We start from the raw sequence: 20,506 nt of genomic DNA on the forward strand, positions 1-20,506 counted from the left end.
AGCAATGAAGTACTTGCAAAAAACGTGTGGTTTGAACGCAAGCCCAGATTCTACGACATGAAAACCTCAGCCGGGCACCAGATGGGTTCAATCGTCCAGGGTCAGGGCCGCATGTTGTTTGTGACGATGAACAAGTACTGCGAATTATGGAAAAATGGAGAGCAGTGTCTTTTCTGCAACATAAATGCCACAATGAAGGATCAGAAGATGGGCGGCGAAGACGTTGTGGCCAAGATACCGGCGGAAGAGATGGCAGATGCAATTAAAATAGCCCTTGAGGTCGATCCCCATTACAGCGTACTTTATATTTCGAGCGGGACTATTCTCAAGACATATCAAGGCAAGACTGAACTCGAATTTTACGAGGAACGTTTAAATGCCTTGAAGGAAAAACTACAGGTGATGATTCCGACTACCGTTCAGATCGCTCCCTATGACGATGCGGGCTGGAAAAGACTCCATGCAATGGGTATCGGCAGCGTTCAGCCGAATATCGAGGTGTGGGACAGAAAGCTTTTCGAGTGGATCTGTCCCGGCAAGAACAAAAATATCGGCTATGACGAGTGGATAAAACGGACTATCAGGGCAGTCGATTTCTGGGGGCGCGGCAGGGTAAACCCGAATTTTGTCATCGGCGTAGAGATGGCAACGCCTAACGGGTTTAAGGACGTTGCCTCTGCGGTAAAATCGACCGCCGGAGGTTGGGATTTTCTAATGAGCCACGGCGTGCTTCCCCGGTACAATCTGTGGACCCAGGAAGCAGGTTCTGCCTTCGAAGGCCAGAAGACCCCTCCCATTGAATATTTTATAGAGGTACAGAAGGCATATGCCGAGTTGCGCTGGAAGCACAATTTTGAACCGCCTTATCCGTCGACAATGTTCAGAAATTGTTACGGTCTCAATTGCCTGCAGGATTTCGAGTTCTACCACGGTAACAGCTCCACTTCTAAAAAGAATCTTGACAAGTACCTGGATGTGAAGCCCGGTGAACCCGGGGGATACTTCGACCAGGAGGGATATACCCTTTAAAGGAGGAGGTGAGATATGGAGGTTGAAAGAAGGCTCGCTGAATTTGTGACGCTTACGGGATATGAGGCCCTGCCCCGTATTACAGTCGACTTCACAAAGAATCTTATCCTGGGCGTAGTGGGGACGACTGTTGCAGGAGCGACCCAGCCGGATGCAGACCCGATGGTGAAACTGGTTCGGGAGTGGGGCGGGAAAGAGGAGGCCACGATCTTTGTGCATGGCGGCAGGGTGCCGGCCTACAACGCAGCGTTTGTTAACAGCATTATGGCACGGGCGCTGGACTATGAAGACGGTATGCCTCCGGGGGTACATATCGGCGCATCGGTAATCCCCACGGCCTTTGCAGCCGTCGAGCTCGCAGGGGGCTGCAGCGGTAAAGAGTTCATAACCGCCGTTACCCTCGGTTCGGAGGTAACCGCGAGGCTCGCCTTGTGTTCCCTTTTCGACGGCTTCGATCCGACCGGGATCGCCAGCGTCATCGGGGCTGCGGCGGCCGCGGGCCGGATCATGGGCTTGAGCCCGGCACAGATGCACAATGCCCTGGCCCTCGCCTTTAACAGATCCGGAGGGAGTTTCCAGTCCAACATAGACGGTGTATTCGCCGTGACGGCAATACAGGGTTTTGCTTCACAGAACGCAATTATCTGTGCACAGTTGGCGCAGAGAGGCATTACCGGCCCGCCGAACTTCATTGACGGCATCTACGGGTACCTTCACCTCTACGGGAAGGACAGATTCACGCCTGAGGATTTGACCGGGGATCTGGGCAAAACGTTCTTATTCCATAACAGTTTGTGCAAAAAATATCCGAGCTGCGGCTGCACGTTAAGCAGTACACACGCCGCGCTTGAGCTTGTGAAGGAGCATGGTTTTCAACCGGAGGACGTAACACGCGTAGAAGTAAGGCAGACACCTTATTGTCATAAGCTTGTAGGTCATCACTTCAAGATTGGCGACAACCCAAGGGTAAATGCCCAGTTCAGCGTCCGGTATTGCGTAGCCAATGCAATTCTCCGGAGGGCCTCACAACTTGAACATTTCGAGGAATCATCTATCAGGGACCCGAAGATCATGGAGCTTGTGGAGCGAATTACAATTATTCCTGACACCGGTCTGGAGGAACCGGGAGTAGAATGTACCCTCGGATCTGACGTAACAATATTTACCAGGGGTAATGAAGTATACGAGAAGCTGGTAAAGGCTGCCCCCGGCATGCCCGAAAACCCATTGACCAATGAAGAACACCTTGAGCATTTTCAGGATTGCATGAATTATGCACGCAAACCCCTGTCAGCCGGGAACAGGGACCGGGTTGTTTCAGTCATCGGCAAACTTGAGGATGCTGAGGATGTACGTAACTTGATTTCATTATTAATCTAAAAAGGGAGGAACAAAATGAGAACTAAGATAATAAAAATGCTGGTATGCACCTTGGTACTTGCCCTGATGGCGGGTTTTTCAAATGGAGTACAGGCCGCCTCAAGCCCTAAACCCGTAGAGTTGCGGGTGGCCAGTTTTCTTCCAGAGATGGATCATCAAAATGTAACAGCGAGGAAGATATTCGGAGAAATTGAAAAACAAACTAAAGGGAAAGTTCGTTTTACTTATTATTATGCAGAAACCCTTGTCAAGGCGAAGGAAGCCTATGAAGCGACAGCCAAAGGCCGCTGTGACATCTTTAATGGGATTGTACCGGCCTATACCCCGGGAAGATTCCCCTTAACATCCCTTGTAGACCTGGCTCCCAATATCCCATACGGCGAAGATGCCTCTGTGGCCTTTTGGGAGTTTTTTAACAAGTACCTGCAAGATGAATTTAAGGACATAAAAATACTCGCAGTATTCGTCCAGGTTCCACAGCATATCCATGCCCGGGTACCTATTAAGACTTTTTCTGACATAAAGGGTAAGCAAATTAGGATATATGGTGCTGGTAAGGAAATGGTGGAGGCATGGGGAGGCACGCCTGTTTTTGTCAGTATGTCGGAAACCTATCTGTCCTTACAAAGAGGTGTAGTTGACGGTATGCTGGGTCCGTTTAATCAGATGAAGCCCAACAGGATGTCGGAAGTAACATCCCATCATACCATTATAGGGTGCCTGGCGTCGCCATTTTTAGTAGGAATGAACCTTGATAAGTTTAAGGCTCTTCCACCGGACGTACAAAAGGCCCTGGATCAGATGGGTGAATCGGCATCCCGGCAATATGGAAAGAGTTGGGATGACGATGAGCTTGCTAATATAGAGTTTTTAAAGAAAGAGGGTGGCCACCAATTTATTATACTCCCACCCAAAGATTTGGCTCAGTGGAGAAAAAAGGCAGAGTCCATAAACGACAAATACATAGCAGGATTGGAATCGAAAGGTGTGCCTGCAAAGAAGATCTATGCCGAGAAAATGAAGATATGGACAAAATACCTTTCCAAAGAAAAACCATGGGCGCAGATACTGAAGAAGTGACGGCTCAATCTGAGATTCCCTTGATTCCTCTGGAACGCTCTGTGGAATGCTATTTTCCGGACAGGTGGAGAAGCCCCCACCTTCACCTGTCATGAAATACACCCCTGTAACCTTGGGGATGACCATCGTATCTCCCCAGGGTTACACCCCCAGGGTTAGAGACAGAACCGAATTCCGGGTGATAGTGCGGGGCAGAAGAAGGCAGTGGAGGCGAACGCGATGATACCCGGGCATGTAGACATGCGCTATGCGCTTAAGGGACAGGATAATACGAATAAGGAGGGAGGGCATACAGATGACTACGGAACACATGAGTTCTCCGAATAATATTCTTGTGAAAAGCGTTTTATCGGCAGTTCGATTTATCAAATGGCTGCCTTTGATCTCAATGTTAATAATGACATTTTTGATCACGGCGCATGTTTTTATGCGTTTTTTATTTCAGAAACCAATTCTGGGTGTCCCTGAGATGACCGAGTTTTTAAATGTCATATTGATATGTGGCGCATTGCTTTACACCCATTTGGAAGGTGGGCATTTGGAGGTAAGTTTTATCACAGAACGCTTCCCGGAGAGAGTGCAAATAATCACTGGCGCTTGTATCAACTTTATTTCAATGATCCTGTGTTTTTTGATGTCCTGGCAAAGTTTTAGTATTGCGCAGGAAATGAGAAAAAGCGGGGAGTTATCGGATACCCTTGGGGTACCTATATATCCTTTTATCTATTATATAGCCCTCTGTTGTGCAGCATGGGGTGTATTGATTGCGACCAAAATGCATCTCAATCGAACACCTAAAAACGGGGGGATAGAATGAGTACTTATACGATAGGTACGGCGGGTATATTATTGTTTCTTGGTTTAATTTTGTTAGGTCGGATGAAGATTGGTCTGGCCATGACTCTTGTAGGTTTTGTGGGTTATAGCGTGATAGTAACACCAGAAGCCGGTTTAAATCTCCTGGGAAGACGGGTGTATTCTACAATTTCCGACTATGGGCTGGCAGTTGTGCCTTTGTTCATACTTATGGGAGAGCTTAATTTCTATTCAGGACTGAGTTCGAAGCTTTATGATGCAGCCTATAAGCTTTGCGGAAAAGTTCCGGGCGGCCTGGCTATTTCAACTGTTTTTGGCTGTTCTTTTTTTGCGGCTATCTGTGGCTCAGGTCCGGCTACTGCGGCGGCGATGGGTACAGTTGCTCTGCCGGAGATGAAGAAATACAAATATGATCAAAAGTTCGCTACAGGTTGTGTCGCTTCCGGGGGCACACTGGGGATCCTGATCCCTCCCAGTTTGAGTTTCATTTTGTATGGAATAATGGCGGAGCAATCTATCGGGAAACTATTCATTGCCGGGATTTTACCCGGAATATTACTCGCAATCTTATTTTGTGGATATATTTATTGTTATGCTAAATGTAATCCCGTCAAAGTCCCCACGATTACCTATACAATTGCTTTCAAAGAAAAGATTATGTCCATTTTCAAGATATGGGACTCCATATTATTACTTGTATTTGTGCTTGGAGGCCTCTACTTTGGTCTTTTTACCCCTACAGAGGCCGGGGCATTGGGGGTCTTTGGTTCCCTGGTCATTGCAATAATGACAAAAAGTTTTACATTTGCCCGTCTTATTGGTGCATTGGAAGATACCCTTAAGCTTTCAGGCATGATCTTTATCATTATCATTGGAGCCATAATTTTCAGCAACTTTTTGGCTGTAACCAAGATATCAATGGCAATGGGAGACCTGGCGACCCGACTCAATCCTTATATGCTGTTGGCATTTATTTCGTTCGCAGCCTTTATAGCCGGATGTATCATGGATGCTCCAGGAATGATCGCGCTTCTGGTACCGGTTTTTTTGCCTGCAGTTGTAAAGGCAGGATTTGATCCAATATGGTTTGGAGTATTAATTACCCTGCTTGCTCAGATGGGATTAGTGAGCCCTCCGGTTGGTTTGAATGTTTATGCCGTAGCAGGTATTACCAGGGATGTAAAATTAAATGAAATATTTGCAGGCGTGATGCCATTTATTGTGGCTATGGTAATATGCATGATAGTCATAATTATTTTCCCGCAAGTTGCATCATTTCTGCCTAATCGAATGAAATAGCCGGAGGAGAACAAAGAGAAAGCCACGGAAAGTTTATGAAGACCTGGCACCACAAACGACGTATTGCGTTATCCATGTCACCTGGAATACGAGAGGAGGAAGATGACAGCCTGACCGTGCTCCGTGAAATCGGGAGAAGATCATTATGGATATATCTATACCAAAAGAAATAGCCCTCACCCTGAAGTCCCTTAAAGCTAACGATTTTGATGCACACCTTGCAGAGACCGGGTCAGAAGCTAAAGAAATAATGCTTGAATTAATACCGCGGAATGCCATAGTAGGCGTTGCCGATTCGGTAACTCTGCGGCAAATAGATGTCCTCGAGGCGCTGGCGCAAAGAGGCAATGAGATCATAAATCCTTTTGTGCCGGAGATGACCGCGGGGATAAAAAATGACCCGGCCAAACGCAGGGAGTTTATAGGCATGATGAGAAAGACCTTCGGGGCCGATGTCTTCATTACCGGCAGCAATACTGTTACAACGGATGGGAACATTGTCAACATAGACCGTAATGGCAATAGGGTTGCCGGTATAATCTTTGCGGCGCCCAGAGTCATCCTGGTTATTGGCAGAAATAAGATTGTAAAGGATGTGAGTGCGGCTGTCGATCGCATCAAGAACGTTCTGGCGCCGGAACATGCGAGACAAAAAGGATATAAGACGCCATGTGCTGAAAAGGGTAAGTGCTATGATTGTGACAGTCGGGACAGACTGTGCAACATTACCGTTATTCTGGAAAAGAAACCCCTGAACACCGACCTTTCCATAGTCCTTATCAACGAGGACCTCGGATTAGGTTGGGACCCGGAATGGGATGAGTCGCGCATTGCCAAAATTATAGATAATTATTACAAATACAGCTGGCCTTTTTAAGTACACGGTCAGTAAGAAGATTTAATGAATGACCGGCAACACAATGGCAAAACAGGAAAGGAGAGACCATGTCAAAGAGAACGGTATGGGTGAAACACGAGCAAACTACAACTGGATTAATGAAAATACCTTCAACTTCCATGTAATGTTTGCCGCCTGTCTCCCGCACCCAGGCAGTGACAAAAATTTCATTCCCTTCAACCCCGGCCTCTTCAGGTGTTGGAGCGGAAACAATACGTTATAAAAATCGCATTAAGCCTAAAAATTGATATTAAACTCATTTTCTATCACTAAAAGTATCATAATGTATCATAATATCTCATTATAGGTCATATAGTATTTAAATAGATACAATAATATTTATTATGAGATATTATGAGATTTAACTTGACAATATGATACTACAATGTATAATGAAATTTAGTGCATGGACAAACTTTATACTATCAAGGAGACATTGGGGATATTGAAGATCTCAAAAGCCAATCTTTATAGATTGATTGCCAGGGGATATATATCGCCCGTTAAGCTTGTAGGCAGGACGTTATTCACGGAGTCTGAGTTAGACAGGTTTATCGAAAAACTGAAGAAAGGATCGAGCTTGTGAAATATGAGTTCAATTTCGGTTTAAAAAGATGTATAATGTCAATATGATAAAGGGAAAGGACCGATGACATGCCTGTTAATAACCGTATAGGAAGCTCGCAGGGAAGTCTCCGGGTAGCGGTTGATGAAGAGTACAGGGGGATCAAGGATCTGGATTTTTTTGCCGACCATACACAGATACAAAGCGAGATCAATCTCATTCCAAGAAGATTTTCTACTTCAGTTGATGAATTGTACCTGAGGACAGTACTGACATCCATCACCTGTCCGAAGTGCAAGCAGCCTGTGAGACGAAGTTACCGGAGACACCCCAAAGAATGGTTCCTTAAGTTTGCCGGACGAAAGATACTATACTGTACAAGCTGTGATTGGCATGAGATCGTGAAGGTGAACAGGTGGGAATGGGAGATCATTGCCACGGTTCTCGCAGTAACGCTTATCGTCTCTGCCGCCTCCATTCACTGGATCCTGCGATAGGCAGTAATTCTCAGTAAATTTCAATTTAAAAAATGATCTGTTATGGTATGATATGAGATGTGTAGTATTGGATTTATCCATCTTACAATCTTAGTGTCTGCTTAATATGAAGCGGAAAACTTTTCAGGACTGAATGGAGGGACCAACAGAAACATGGAATTTTTGAAGGCAGTATCTTCCCAAGAAGCATTAGCGATAATCGATTCGTTCAGGGCAGATCCTGTTAAGGAAACGATCGGCATAGACGATGCCCTTCACCGCATACTTGCCGGAGATGTTGTGTCGCCGGAGGATATACCACCTTTCCCCAGATCGCTCGTCGACGGATTTGCGCTGAAGGTAAAGGATATACAGGGGGCAAAGGAAACAAACCCTTCATTCCTGTACATACAGGGAGAGATAAAGATAGGTGAACCAGCCGATGTTGAACTTGAGGATGGAAAATGCGTCTATCTTACGACGGGCGCTATGATCCCGGAAGGCGCGGATGGTGTGGTGATGCAGGAGTTTGTAAGGACAGCCGGGGATGCAATTGAGGTGACGAAAACGCTCCACAGAGGAGAGAACATCTGCTTCCAGGGTGAAGACATAGCGAAAGGAAGGATCGTTCTGCAAAAAGGCAGGAAGATCTCTGCCTTTGATATCGGTGTTCTTTCCGTCATCGGTATGTCAGGTGTTTCTGTTTATAAACGACCTGTCGCGGGCATTATATCGACGGGCGATGAGATCGTATCCGTTGAAGAGACGCCGCCGTTTGGAAAGGTAAGAGACATCAACGGGCACGCCATAGCGAATATCCTGAAAGGCAATGGCGCGTCCTGTAATTTTTTTGGGATAGGAAAGGATACGGTTGATAGTATTGCCGGTAAACTGCAATTGACAGGGGAGTGTGACCTGATAATCCTTTCCGGGGGCAGTTCCAAGGGACAAAGGGATTGTATCGCAGATGCTATCGCGCGTCTCGGTGGAGAGATACTCTTTCACGGGATCAATATCAAGCCGGGGAAACCGACGATCTTCGGAAGGTTATGGGGAAAGCCGGTATTTGGTCTGCCGGGGCATCCCAATTCATGTGTAATGGTTACGATGAGATTTGTGCTTCCTCTGCTCCGAAGGCTGAAAGGCGAAGAAGGATACAGAGTAAAGAGGATGCCGGGGATTCTGAGCACAAATATCTCTTCAACAAACGGCGTCGAAGAATACGTGAAGGTTACGATCATAGAGGTAGACGGAGATCGTTATGTATCACCGATATTCTCAAAATCACCCGTTATCTCCTCCTTTGTTGACGCTGCGGGATACATCATCGTCCCTGAAGGCAGGGATGGCTACGAAAAAGACGAGAAGGTAGAAGTGGTAATGTTTGAATGATGAAGATAATAAAATGGGCATGACGCCGAGCTCTTCCCCACAAACACGCTCATTCCGCTCCAGCGGCTCCAATTGCTCGCGTTTAAGCTTCGGAACTTTTGCTTCGCAAAAGACCGAGCTTCCTCGCCTCGCGACGGTTTGCTTGGGAAAGCCCGGCGCCATGCCCTGCAGGATATATCCGGGATAGGTTGTTTTGTGCGTAAATTCAAATGTACCAATGTTCAAATATCAAACCGACACATTTTCCGTTTTGAAAATTTGATATTTGAATTTTGATAGTGTTTAGGATTTCGATATTAGGATTTAGTGCTTATAGTTTGTACAGGATATTCCGATGAAAAGATATCTCGAGACGATAAAGAGTGAAGAGGCTGTCCGGAAGATACTGGAACATATCCATCCTATAGAGGATGAAGAATTGATCCCAACGTATCAAAGCAAAGGCAGGATAACAACAAGGCCTGTATATGCAAAATGTTCCAACCCGCCTTTTGTATGTTCTGCAATGGATGGCTATGCGACGATGTTTGAAAAGACCCTTGAAGCTGATATGACCCATCCCCTTTCTCTCATGAAAGGCAGCGATGCCGTACACGTCAATACCGGCGATGGCATGCCCGACGGTATGAACGCCGTTGTGATAAGGGAAGAGGTTGAAGAATCCGGGCAATACATAGTGATCAGGAAGCCTTTATTCCTCTGGCAGAATGTAAGGATGATCGGCGAGGATATCATAGAAGGCGATATGCTGGTACCCACAAATCATACAATGGGGATCTTTGATACGGGGATGCTGATCTCCGCCGGTGTTACCCATGTCCACGTGAGAAGAATACCTAAGATCCTCATTATCCCTACAGGTAAAGAACTGATCGATGTCTATGACGTATCATCAGATACGGGGAGCCACGGAAGGAGACTCATTGATTTTAATTCCTACCTCCTTGCCGAGATGGCCGGGGAGACCGGTTTTCATGCAACAAGGCATGCGATCATTGCCGACAGGAAGGAACTCCGCGAAGTTGTCGACGGGTCTGTCAATGATTATGACGTATTGATGATTAACGCAGGTTCAAGCGCCGGCGATGAAGATTATACAGAGGATGTTATCCGTGAGCTGGGAGCCCTTGTGTTCCATGGCATATCGATGATGCCGGGGAGGCCTGCTGTCTTTGGTATCGTTAACAACAAGCCTGTATTTGGTATACCGGGCTACCCCGTGTCTGCGGCAGTCAGCTTCCAGAGCTTTCTTGAGCCGGTTTACGAAAGGCTGACATCATCGAAGATTCATAAACGCTCTGTGCCGTGCCTTACCCCCTATAAAATACCCTCCAGGATAGGTATGGAGGAGATCGTGAGGGTCAATATCCAGAAACATCACGGCAGGTATTATGTTTTTCCTTTGCCGAGAGGGGCAAGCATCTTCTCTTCAATGGCCCGCGCCGATGGCCTCATACGGATACCGGGGAACATAGAAGGGTACGGGGAAGACGCGGAGATCGATTGCCAGTTGCTGAAGGATGAAGGCGACATCACAAACAGGATCCATATCGTCGGCAGCCATGACCTGTCTCTTGATATCATGAGGGACCTTATGAAGAAGGCCCATCCGGAAACCGACCTTTTGTCAACCCACACAGGCAGCTTGAGCGGTATCCTCGCAGTAAAAAAGGGCGTGGCGGATCTCTGTACCACACACATTTATGACGACCGGGAGAATGTCTATAATATACCGGTCATTGAGAGATACCTCGCCGGGGAAAACGTGATCCTGATGCATATAGCGAAGAGGCAGCAGGGGCTTGTCGTTCAAAAGGGCAATCCGAAGGGAATAGCAGGGATAGAGGATGTCGGACGGGAAGATATAAAATTCATAAACAGGCAGTTCGGCTCCGGGACGAGGATACTTATTGATCTTTTATTAAAAGAAAAAGGCATCAAAAAGGAATCGATACATGGCTATGAAAGGGAAGAGTCTTCTCATACTGCCATTGGCATCATGGTGAGAGAATCGGTGGCGGATGCAGGCGTTGCTATCTATGCTGTCGCAAGGCTTTTTTCTCTCGATTTTATTCCGCTGGCAGAAGAGGAGTACGACCTCGTTGTTACCGGAGCGTTTGCGGAAGATCAACGTTTTACAAAGCTCATGGCGATCATCCGGTCTGATCTGTTCAAAAAGAGGTTGGAAGAGATTGGCGGATACAATACAGAGGATACAGGGACAATAAAATATGGTAAACTATAACAGCGGCGAACCCCGCGAAATGTAAAATGTGAAAAGTGAAAGGTATTAAACCTTTTACCCTTTACAGTATCAACTGGTGACGAAATGCGTGAGGTGAGATTTGTTCAATGTTCTATGCCCAATGTTACACAATTGTATTGTCATCGCGAGGAGCGAAGCGACGTGGCGATGACAAAAGATGGGATTGCCGCGCCCTGCGGGCTCGCAATGACAACCAGAGGAAAGGTTGTCCGCTGTCTATTGTTTGCCGACGGCTGATAACTGAAAGAAGGATTTGGAAATGTTAATCGATAAATACAACCGCGTGATTGATTATATCAGGATCTCTGTTACGGACAGGTGCAATCTGCGCTGTAAATATTGTGTTGATGGTGCATTTCCGTTTGTCTCCCACGAAGAGATACTCAGATATGAGGAGATCATACGGTTTGTAAAGATCTGTTCGGAATTGGGCGTCACAAAGGTACGTCTTACAGGAGGAGAGCCTCTCACGCGGAAAGGGATACCCTTTCTGTTGAAGGAGATCTTTTCAACCAAGGGTATTAATGATGTAAGTCTCACGACAAACGGAGTATTTCTCGGCCGGCAGATCCTCGAGCTGAAGGAAGCAGGACTGAAGAGGGTGAATATCAGTCTTGATACATTAAAACGCGAACGGTTTACCGAGATCACCCGTGTTGACGCCTTCGACGAAGTCCTCATGAGCATTGAGAGAGCCATGTATGCCGGTATCCGCCCTATAAAGATAAACACCGTCGTTATCAAAGATTTTAATGATGATGAAATCCTCGATTTCGCGAGGCTCGCAAAGAAATGGGGGCAAGAGGTAAGGTTCATAGAATTTATGCCCTTTGGAGATTCGACGCTCTGGGACAGTTCTAAAATTGTGCCATCCCACATGATTGAAGAACGGATAAGGGCCGTATATCCCCTGGAGCCATTATTGAATACCACGAAAGGACCGGCGAAGATGTACGGGATTGTGGGAAGTGAAGGCAAGGTAGGTTTTATCAGTCCCGTGTCTACCCATATCTGTTCAGAATGCAACAGAATACGTCTCACATCAACAGGCATGATAAGGCCCTGTCTCTTCTCTGATACGGAATATGATGTGAAAAGCCTCATGAGAAGGAATGCCGGCGATGAAGAGATAAAGGAGTTTGTTAAAAACGTGGTGAAGGTAAAACCTGCGAACAAGCACGAAATGGGACAGATCAGAAAGTGTCAGCGGAACTTAAGGAGTATAGGTGGATAGCACGGATAATAACCAAACACCAATAACCAAGCTCCAATTAATCACCAATATACAATGACCAAAAAAACTTCCGGGCATTATTTCTCGTCTGGGTATTCGGTCATTGGTGCCTGGTGATTGGTTATTTTAGTGGAGGGAGTGGATGAAATTAAGCCATATTGACAGCAAGGGTAATGCGCGGATGGTGGACGTTACGGCGAAGAAAAAGACTGAGCGGGAGGCCGTTGGTTTCGGCAGGGTAACAATGTCGGCAGCAACGTACAATTTTATTAAAAGTGGTTATGGTCCAAAAGGCGATATATTCACGGTTGCCAAGATCGCGGGGATCATGGGCGCCAAGAGGACACACGACCTTGTTCCCTTGTGCCACCCGCTCTCGTTGACACACGTCGATGTTGAATATACCTTTCATGATTCAAAGCATACCATCGACATTATATCAACGGTAAAGACCAAGGGCGAGACGGGCGTGGAGATGGAGGCAATCAATTGCGTCATGATGGCAGCGCTGACTATTTACGACATGTGCAAGGCAGTTGATAAAAGCATTGAGCTCGGGCCATTCTATCTCCTTAAAAAAAGTGGCGGCAAGAGCGGAAAATATACGAGAAAATGAAAAATGGAAATAAATCCTAAGCACGAAATTCTAAATTCTAAACAAATCCGAATGTCACAAATTCAAAATGTTATGGACATTCATTATTGGAATTTTGATATTGTTTAGAATTTAGTTATAGGATTTATAATTTCAGGAAGGACATTTTTATATGGTTGGTAAGATAGTATCGGTCAACATCAGTAAAGACAAAGGCGAGAAGAAACATAATGTAGGGCAATGCATGCTTATTCGGGATAAGGGTCTGAAAGACGATGCCCATGCCGGCTTCATGCACAGGCAGGTGAGCCTTCTTTCAACGGACAGTATCGCAAAGATCAAAGAAAAAGGGATCGACGTGGGTTACGGGGATTTCGCGGAGAACCTTACAACGGAAGGGATCGAACTTTTTACATTGCCCGTGGGAACAAAACTGAGAGTAGGCGGGGGCATTATCCTCCGCGTGACGCAGATAGGAAAAGAATGTCACGCCGGGTGCGCGATCTTCCAGCAGGTCGGCGATTGCGTGATGCCGAGGGAAGGGGTATTCGCGGAGGTACTCACAGAAGGTGAAGTGAAGACAGGGGATGAGATAGAAGTGATACGATGAAATATAAGGTTGCAATTATAACGGTCAGTGATAAGGGTTCGAGGGGGGAGCGGGTAGATACGAGCGGACCTGCCCTGAAAGAATTCCTTGGTGATGCATACGATGTGCGTGAGATCGTCATCGTGCCCGACGAGATCCCGGTAATAGCTGATGCGATAAAAAGGCTCATCGATAACGAGAAGGTTGACCTTGTTGTCACGACAGGCGGCACAGGGGTCGCAAAGCGGGATGTCACCCCGGAAGCGACACGATCGGTGATCGACAGGGAGCTGCCCGGCTTTGCGGAAGTGATCCGGATAGAGAGCTATAAAATAACGCCCCACGGTATCATATCGAGAGGTATCTGCGGTATCCGCGGCGAGAGCATGATAATCAACCTCCCGGGGAGTCCGAAAGGCGCCGTCGAATGCCTCGGCTTTGTCATCGATGCCATTCCCCACGCACTCGCAAAGATCAAGGGCGACCCCGCCGACTGCGCATAATACCCCCTCTGAGGTTTATGAACGAAGCACACATTAAACAGATTTCCATTGAGCTGCATCTCACAATAAAACAGGTTAACGCAACGGCGTTACTTCTTGAAGAAGGCGCGACAATCCCCTTTATTGCCCGTTACCGGAAGGAAGTTACGAACTCCTTAGACGAAGTGGCCATTGCTGCCATACGGGATCGTCTCGGACAACTCGAGGAATTGGACAGCAGGAGAGATTCCATTTTGCGCTCTCTTGAAGAAAGACAACTCCTGACTGACGAGTTGAAAGACAAGCTTGACAAAGCTGAAACGATGGCCATATTGGAAGATCTTTATCTGCCTTTCCGGCCAAAGCGCAGGACAAGGGCCGCCATTGCGAGAGAAAAAGGGCTCGAACCTTTAGCGGAGCGTCTTTTCGCGCAGGACATGAAAGACCCCGTGAATAGTGACCCTTTCGGAGAAGCACGCGCCTTCATTAACGCTGAGAAAGAGGTCGGTTCGGCCGGGGAAGCGCTTGCGGGGGCAAGGGATATCATGGCAGAGTGGATAAATGAGAATGCCGATGCCAGGGCCGCTATAAGAGACCTGTTCATCCGGAAGGCGGTCTTTAAAACAAAGGTCGTACCCGACAAAGCGGAAACTGGTATTAAATACAGGGATTATTATGATTGGGAAGAGCCTGTCAACGTCGCCCCTTCTCATCGGATCCTTGCCATGAGACGGGGAGAGAACGAAGGGATTCTGACGCTTGGTATCGTTCCACCCGATGAAGAGGCTATCGCGATCCTGTCCGTGTATTTCGTCAAGGGCGGGAATCCCGGTTCCTTGCAGGTAAAAGAGGCCATGGAAGATGGTTACAAACGTCTTCTTGTTCCATCCATGGAAACGGAGATTAGAGTACTAACGAAAATGAGGGCCGACGAAGAGGCGATCAATGTGTTTAAAGAAAATCTGCGCCAGCTCCTTCTCGCCGCCCCGCTGGGCCAGAAGAACATCCTTGCAATTGATCCCGGATTCAGAACCGGCTGCAAAGTCGTTTGCCTTAGCCAGCAGGGAAGGCTTCTCCATAATGATACTATCTTTCCCCATCAATCAGAGAAAGAGGCTGCCAGAGCAGCGGAAAAGATGATCGAGCTTTGTGGAAGGTTTCAGACAGAGGCCATTGCAGTGGGAAATGGAACGGCAGGAAGAGAGACCGAGACCTTTTTAAAGGGCATTGAACCGCTCAGGAAAATACCTGTGATTATCGTGAACGAGAGCGGGGCATCCGTTTATTCCGCGTCAGAGACGGCAAGGGAGGAATTCCCCGATTATGATGTGACGGTGAGAGGTGCGGTGTCTATCGGCAGACGCCTCATGGACCCGCTTGCAGAACTGGTAAAGATTGATCCGAAATCGATCGGAGTCGGCCAGTATCAACACGACGTTAATCAGAATGCGTTAAAGAGAAGCCTTGATGACGTGGTTATGAGTTGTGTCAACGCCGTCGGTGTAGAGGTAAATACGGCAAGCAGGCAGCTCCTCGCCTATGTTTCAGGACTGGGGCCGCAACTTGCCAGGGCCATTGTAGGATACAGGGATGAAAACGGTCCCTTTGTATCGAGAAAGGGATTGAAGAAGGTTCCAAGACTGGGGCCAAAGGCGTTCGAGCAGTCGGCAGGATTTCTCAGGATCGCAGGCGCAGCAAATCCGCTCGATGGAAGCGCGGTTCACCCGGAGAGTTACCGGATCGTAGAGGCAATGGCAAAAGACCTTGCATGTTCAGTAAAGGATTTGATAAAGAGCGAAGAGTTTCGGAAGAGAATTGATGCAGAACGCTACATAACCGATTCAGCAGGCCTGCCGACACTCAATGACATACTGAGCGAACTTGCCAGGCCGGGACGCGACCCGCGTGAACAATTCGAGCCCTTTTCCTTTGTGGAAGGGATTGAAAAGATAGAAGACGTGAAACCCGGCATGAAGCTCCCGGGGATAATTACCAATATTACCGCTTTCGGCGCCTTTGTGGATATCGGTGTTCACCAGGATGGCCTGGTACATATCAGTCATCTCTCAAACCGCTTCGTTAAGAATCCGAACGATGTAGTAAAGGTTCATCAGAAAGTGAAGGTCACCGTCCTTGATGTTGACGTCGGAAGAAAGAGGATCTCCCTTTCCATGAAGGACAGCGCTTTACCTGTTGATAAAAAACATTAATGAGAAAATTGAGTCTCTGCTTGTAAACACTTTTGTTGATTAGGGCACGTAAGGGGGCTTAATCGCCTGACGCCTTACGCCTGACGAGATCCTTCTTAACCTTTCACCATGCTCATCCTATGGTAGAAAATCCGGGGTAACTACTTGACCGTAGGACATTAACAGGATACAATCTGTTGTTGTGGATATCTCTGAGATCCTGACAAAGTACCGTGAACAGGTCATTGAGGAATGGATTGACCGTCTTTTAAAGGTAAGCCCACGCTACGGCAAGCGGTCACGGGATGAGCTTTATATTACCGTGGCAGGAGCATATGACGCGAGCTACGCGGTCCTTGTCAATAATGATTTTTCAAGGATAGACTGTCATATCCACTGGATCACCCAGATCCGCCTTCGGGGTGATTTTTCACTCTCCGAGGTACAGAACGCCTATGAGCTTTACAGGACCACCATCTTCCCTGTCTTCGTAAAGGAGCTGAAAGGAGATGAACTTCGCCGCGCCATGGAGAAGCTGAACGGATGTCTCTTTTATACCATTACAAAATTCAGCGACTTCTTCCAGTCTCTCCATGAAAAACAGATAAGGAACCACGCAGAGAACCTCGAACAGGAGGTGGCGGAAAGGACAAAAGAGCTTGGGGAGTCAGAGGCGAAATATCGTGTCCTTATCGAGGAGATCAACGATGGCTATTTCGTGAACCAGGACGAGAACATTATTTTCGCGAATCAGGCCTTCTGCGACCTCCACGGGTACACCCTCCAGGAGATCATCGGGAAACCTTATACAGAGCTTGTGGCGCCAAAGTACCTGCCTGCGGTGAAAAGGTTCTACGAACAGAGAATGACAGGGGAGGATACAAGGGACCTTTATATGTATTACCGGCGCCACAAGAATGGCAGCAATCTCCCGACAGAGAATAAGGTAAAACGTATCCTCTACCAGGGCAGATATGCAGCAGCAGGGATCTGCCGTGATATTACGGAACGGATGGAGACCGAACGAAGGATCCGGGAATCCGAGCGCCTTGCCCACATCGGAAAGCTTACCACGTCTCTTGCGCATGAGATCAGAAACCCCCTGTCATCGGTAAAAATGAACAGCCAGATAATCCTGAAGAATACGGAATTCAACGGAAATGACAAGAGACGGATGGAGATTATCTTTAATGAAACATCAAGACTCGAAAGGATCCTCGACGAGATGCTCAATTTTGCAAAACCGATAAGGCTCAATTTTGAACCCGTCTCAATCCACAACGTTATTGATTCATGTCTCGAGATTGTGGATGTCAAGATGAAAGAAAAGGGTATCCTTGTGAAGAAGAGATACGGGAAAAAGATCCCCGGCATCCTCCTGGATCACGACAGGATAGAACAGGCAGTTATCAATGTGCTCCTTAATTCTGTTGAGGCGTTACAGGACGGCGGTGAGATAACGATCATTACCAGGCATGAAGCAAAGGGCAAAGGGACTATACAGATCGAGATCTTCGATAATGGTCCAGGTATAAGCCCTGATGACCTTCCTTATATCTTTGATCCGTTTTTCAGCAACAAGAAAAAAGGGACCGGGCTCGGGCTCTCCAACGTGAAGAAGATCATAGAGGCACATGGAGGGACAGTTCATACAGCCTCGAGAAAACCCCAGGGGATCCACGTTTTTCTCACAATACCTGCCAGGAAGACAGTATGAAGAAAAAGAAGATCCTTATTATCGACGACGAACAATCCCTGCTCGAATCCCTGGAGATGTTCCTGAGCGAGAAGGGTTATGATGTGTGCTGCGCGATCTCTGCAACCGAAGGGATCGAGAAGAACACCTTTTTCGGGCCTGATATAGTGATCCTTGATATCCGCCTGCCTGACAAGAATGGTCTTGATGTTCTTCGGGAGTTGACGCAAAAGCATAACGAAAAAAATGTCATCATCATTACCGCGTTTCATGATATGGAGACGACCATCGCGGCCATGAAGCTCGGCGCCTGTGAGTATATCCCGAAACCTATTGATATTGAGGAACTGGAAAATGCCATAGACAGGGCATTGAAGGTCGGAAGCTTAAGACACAGCGCTGATGCCATCTCGCTGGATCCATCGTCGATATACGAGAAGGGAAAGATAATCGGCAAAAGCAAGGCCATGAAGGAGATATTCAAATCCATTGGACTGCTTTCCGAAAATATGGTCACGGTATTGGTCGAGGGAGAAACAGGCACAGGAAAAGAACTGATCGCGCGGGCGATCCACTATCACAGTCCGTACAAGGACCAACCCCTCCTCGCCATCAATTGTTCGGCCATTGTGGGAACACTGCTTGAAAGCGAGCTTTTCGGCCATGAGAAAGGTTCCTTTACCGGCGCCATCGCTTCGAAGAAAGGCAAGTTCGAGCTCGCGGGTGACGGGACGATATTCCTTGACGAGGTCAGCGAGATACCCTTTGAGCTGCAGGCTAAATTGCTGCGGTTCCTGCAGGAGAAGGAGTTTGAACATGTCGGCGGTGAAAGAAACCTCAAATCGAACGCGAGGGTCATCGCAGCGACGAACAAGGACTTGAGGAAGATGGTCAAAAACGGAGGCTTCAGGGAAGACCTTTATTACAGGCTCAGCGTGGCCACTATCGAGGTACCTCCTTTGAGGGAGCGGAAATCAGACATACCGCTTCTCATTGAATATATACTCAGGAAGATCAATGCCGAACTGCACAGGAACATCAAAAAGGTTGAAGAGAAGGCCGTGAGCAGGCTCATAAATTATGACTGGCCCGGGAATGTAAGGGAACTTGAAAATATTCTCACCCGTGCGGCGATCACCACACAGGGCGAGGTGATCCTCGATGAATTTATATCCCCGTTGCTCGGCAAAGAAGACAGGGCAACAGATAAAAAGGATCTCCTGAACCTGTTAAGCCTCCAGGATATCGAGAGGGAACATATCCTGAAGGTGCTGAGTCACACACGCTGGCATCTCGGCAACACCTGCAGGCTTCTCGGGATATCACGCCCGACGCTGCGGCAGAAGCTCAAGGAATACGGCATCTCCATACACCCTTATTCACCGTAAGAAATATCCCTGTCCAGGCACTGGCATCTTAATTGCACTTAATCTTCTCTGTAATGATGAAAACCCTGCGGCAGATAAGAAAAGAGCATGTGCTACAGATTCTTGACCACACGAACTGGGACTTGAAGAAGGCCAGTGAAATGCTAAAGGTATCAGAGAGTTTCTTGAGAAAAGAGATCAGGAAGATAGGCCAGACAGAAACCCCGGAACATACATCAAAGATCAATAAGTAACGGACAAATCCACCTGCTCCCCCCGAACGACGGACTGCTTATTGAAAAAAAACTTCAAATAGTGAAAGAATAATTCAGGGACAGTATGATATCTCATCCTCTGAATTTGGTAACTTACCGGAATAATTTATTATACGCCTGTAAAGCCGTATCTGGCATAATTATTGCTATCCATCAGGATACACCAATGTAAATTCCTGAATGAAAGGATTCATATTAACAAACGAGGGGGTTATTATGAAAAGATTTATCTTTTTTATCAGCATTGTAATGTTTATCGTTTTCTCCGTTCCTTTGCCATCCGTTGCCGCTGAGAAGCCAATCGTCATCGGAGCTCCGCTTGCCACCGCCTTCCTCTATGGATGGGATGCCGAGAGGGGGATAAAGCTTGCCGTGGAAGAGATCAATAAGGCGGGCGGCGTGAACGTTGGAGGCAAGAAGAGGCCTTTTGTCGTTGAGGTCATCGATACGAGAGACCTCGAACCCGGCGTCCCTGTCAGCGAGGCATTGCTTGGGCTTGAAAAGCTTATTCTCGAAAAGAAAGCGGATTTTATCATCGGAGGCCCTGTCCGTTCGGAAGCGGCGCTTGCCGCCATGGACCTGCTCAACAAATATAAGAAGATAAGCATCCTGACAACAGGGGTTCTCACGCCTGCCTATCAAAAAAAGATTGCAGATAATTATGATAAATACAAATACTGTTTCCGGAATACAAGCCATGTAGGTGTAATGATGACTGAGTTCATCACCATGCTCGAAGATCTCAGGAAGGCCCATGGTTTTGATAAGGCTACTGTCATGGTGCAGGACGTGGCGCACGCGAGAGCGGGCGGCGCGGCAATGCAAAAGGGACTTACCGCCAAAGGGTGGAAGGTCTTTGACATGAAGATATATCCTAC

Annotated in this window: 19 protein-coding genes; all 19 read left to right on the top strand. The window is 47.3% G+C overall.

All coding sequences use genetic code 11. From position 1 onward, the window contains the following. Positions 1–1,029: hypothetical protein (locus PHU49_04750; protein ID MDD5243305.1), on the top strand; the 1,029-nt coding region annotated here is incomplete at its 5' end. Between the two features lie 15 nt (positions 1,030–1,044). Further along, entirely contained in the window at positions 1,045–2,409 is a 1,365-nt protein-coding gene (locus tag PHU49_04755; protein MDD5243306.1) for an MmgE/PrpD family protein, read from the top strand. A gap of 15 nt (positions 2,410–2,424) precedes the next feature. After that, entirely contained in the window at positions 2,425–3,489 is a 1,065-nt protein-coding gene (locus PHU49_04760) for a TRAP transporter substrate-binding protein (GenBank protein ID MDD5243307.1), read from the top strand. A gap of 295 nt (positions 3,490–3,784) precedes the next feature. After that, complete coding sequence (locus PHU49_04765) at positions 3,785–4,306, top strand: TRAP transporter small permease subunit (GenBank protein MDD5243308.1); 522 nt, start codon at positions 3,785–3,787, stop codon at positions 4,304–4,306. Beyond that, entirely contained in the window at positions 4,303–5,604 is a 1,302-nt protein-coding gene (locus tag PHU49_04770; protein ID MDD5243309.1) for a TRAP transporter large permease, read from the top strand. The genes PHU49_04765 and PHU49_04770 overlap by 4 nt, the downstream gene beginning before the upstream one ends. Positions 5,605–5,749: 145 nt before the next feature. Next, positions 5,750–6,481 carry a lactate utilization protein gene (locus tag PHU49_04775; GenBank protein ID MDD5243310.1) on the top strand — a complete coding sequence of 244 codons (732 nt, stop codon included), beginning with the start codon at positions 5,750–5,752 and terminating at the stop codon, positions 6,479–6,481. 28 nt (positions 6,482–6,509) lie between these two features. Then, positions 6,510–6,725, top strand: coding sequence for a hypothetical protein (locus tag PHU49_04780; protein MDD5243311.1), 216 nt, complete (start codon positions 6,510–6,512; stop codon positions 6,723–6,725). Between the two features lie 183 nt (positions 6,726–6,908). Further along, positions 6,909–7,088: a helix-turn-helix domain-containing protein gene (locus PHU49_04785; GenBank protein ID MDD5243312.1), complete on the top strand. Its 180-nt coding sequence runs from the start codon at positions 6,909–6,911 to the stop codon at positions 7,086–7,088. A gap of 68 nt (positions 7,089–7,156) precedes the next feature. Next, positions 7,157–7,564 carry a hypothetical protein gene (locus PHU49_04790; GenBank protein ID MDD5243313.1) on the top strand — a complete coding sequence of 136 codons (408 nt, stop codon included), beginning with the start codon at positions 7,157–7,159 and terminating at the stop codon, positions 7,562–7,564. 153 nt (positions 7,565–7,717) lie between these two features. Next, positions 7,718–8,935, top strand: coding sequence for a molybdopterin molybdotransferase MoeA (locus tag PHU49_04795; GenBank protein MDD5243314.1), 1,218 nt, complete (start codon positions 7,718–7,720; stop codon positions 8,933–8,935). 334 nt (positions 8,936–9,269) lie between these two features. Then, the gene (locus tag PHU49_04800) at positions 9,270–11,180 is read left to right on the top strand and encodes a molybdopterin biosynthesis protein (protein ID MDD5243315.1); all 1,911 of its coding nucleotides are present in this window, start codon (positions 9,270–9,272) and stop codon (positions 11,178–11,180) included. 280 nt (positions 11,181–11,460) lie between these two features. Beyond that, entirely contained in the window at positions 11,461–12,435 is a 975-nt protein-coding gene (gene moaA, locus PHU49_04805; protein MDD5243316.1) for a GTP 3',8-cyclase MoaA, read from the top strand. Positions 12,436–12,577: 142 nt separating this feature from the next. Then, positions 12,578–13,051, top strand: coding sequence for a cyclic pyranopterin monophosphate synthase MoaC (gene moaC / locus PHU49_04810; protein MDD5243317.1), 474 nt, complete (start codon positions 12,578–12,580; stop codon positions 13,049–13,051). A 151-nt stretch (positions 13,052–13,202) separates the two neighbouring features. Beyond that, the gene (locus PHU49_04815) at positions 13,203–13,640 is read left to right on the top strand and encodes an MOSC domain-containing protein (GenBank protein ID MDD5243318.1); all 438 of its coding nucleotides are present in this window, start codon (positions 13,203–13,205) and stop codon (positions 13,638–13,640) included. Next, a complete protein-coding gene (locus tag PHU49_04820) occupies positions 13,637–14,122 on the top strand; it encodes a MogA/MoaB family molybdenum cofactor biosynthesis protein (protein MDD5243319.1) in 486 nt (161 codons plus the stop codon). The genes PHU49_04815 and PHU49_04820 overlap by 4 nt, the downstream gene beginning before the upstream one ends. A gap of 17 nt (positions 14,123–14,139) precedes the next feature. Then, positions 14,140–16,311 (top strand): Tex family protein, encoded by a 2,172-nt coding sequence (locus PHU49_04825; GenBank protein ID MDD5243320.1) that lies wholly within the window; start codon positions 14,140–14,142, stop codon positions 16,309–16,311. Between the two features lie 181 nt (positions 16,312–16,492). Beyond that, positions 16,493–18,007 (top strand): PAS domain S-box protein, encoded by a 1,515-nt coding sequence (locus PHU49_04830; GenBank protein ID MDD5243321.1) that lies wholly within the window; start codon positions 16,493–16,495, stop codon positions 18,005–18,007. Continuing rightward, the gene (locus PHU49_04835; protein ID MDD5243322.1) at positions 18,004–19,374 is read left to right on the top strand and encodes a sigma-54 dependent transcriptional regulator; all 1,371 of its coding nucleotides are present in this window, start codon (positions 18,004–18,006) and stop codon (positions 19,372–19,374) included. The genes PHU49_04830 and PHU49_04835 overlap by 4 nt, the downstream gene beginning before the upstream one ends. Before the next feature lie 470 nt (positions 19,375–19,844). Then, on the top strand, positions 19,845–20,506 hold a 662-nt coding region (locus tag PHU49_04840; GenBank protein MDD5243323.1), incomplete at its 3' end, for an ABC transporter substrate-binding protein.

The sequence above is a fragment of the Syntrophorhabdaceae bacterium genome (genome assembly GCA_028713955.1).
Classification (GTDB): Bacteria; Desulfobacterota; Syntrophorhabdia; order Syntrophorhabdales; family Syntrophorhabdaceae; genus UBA5609.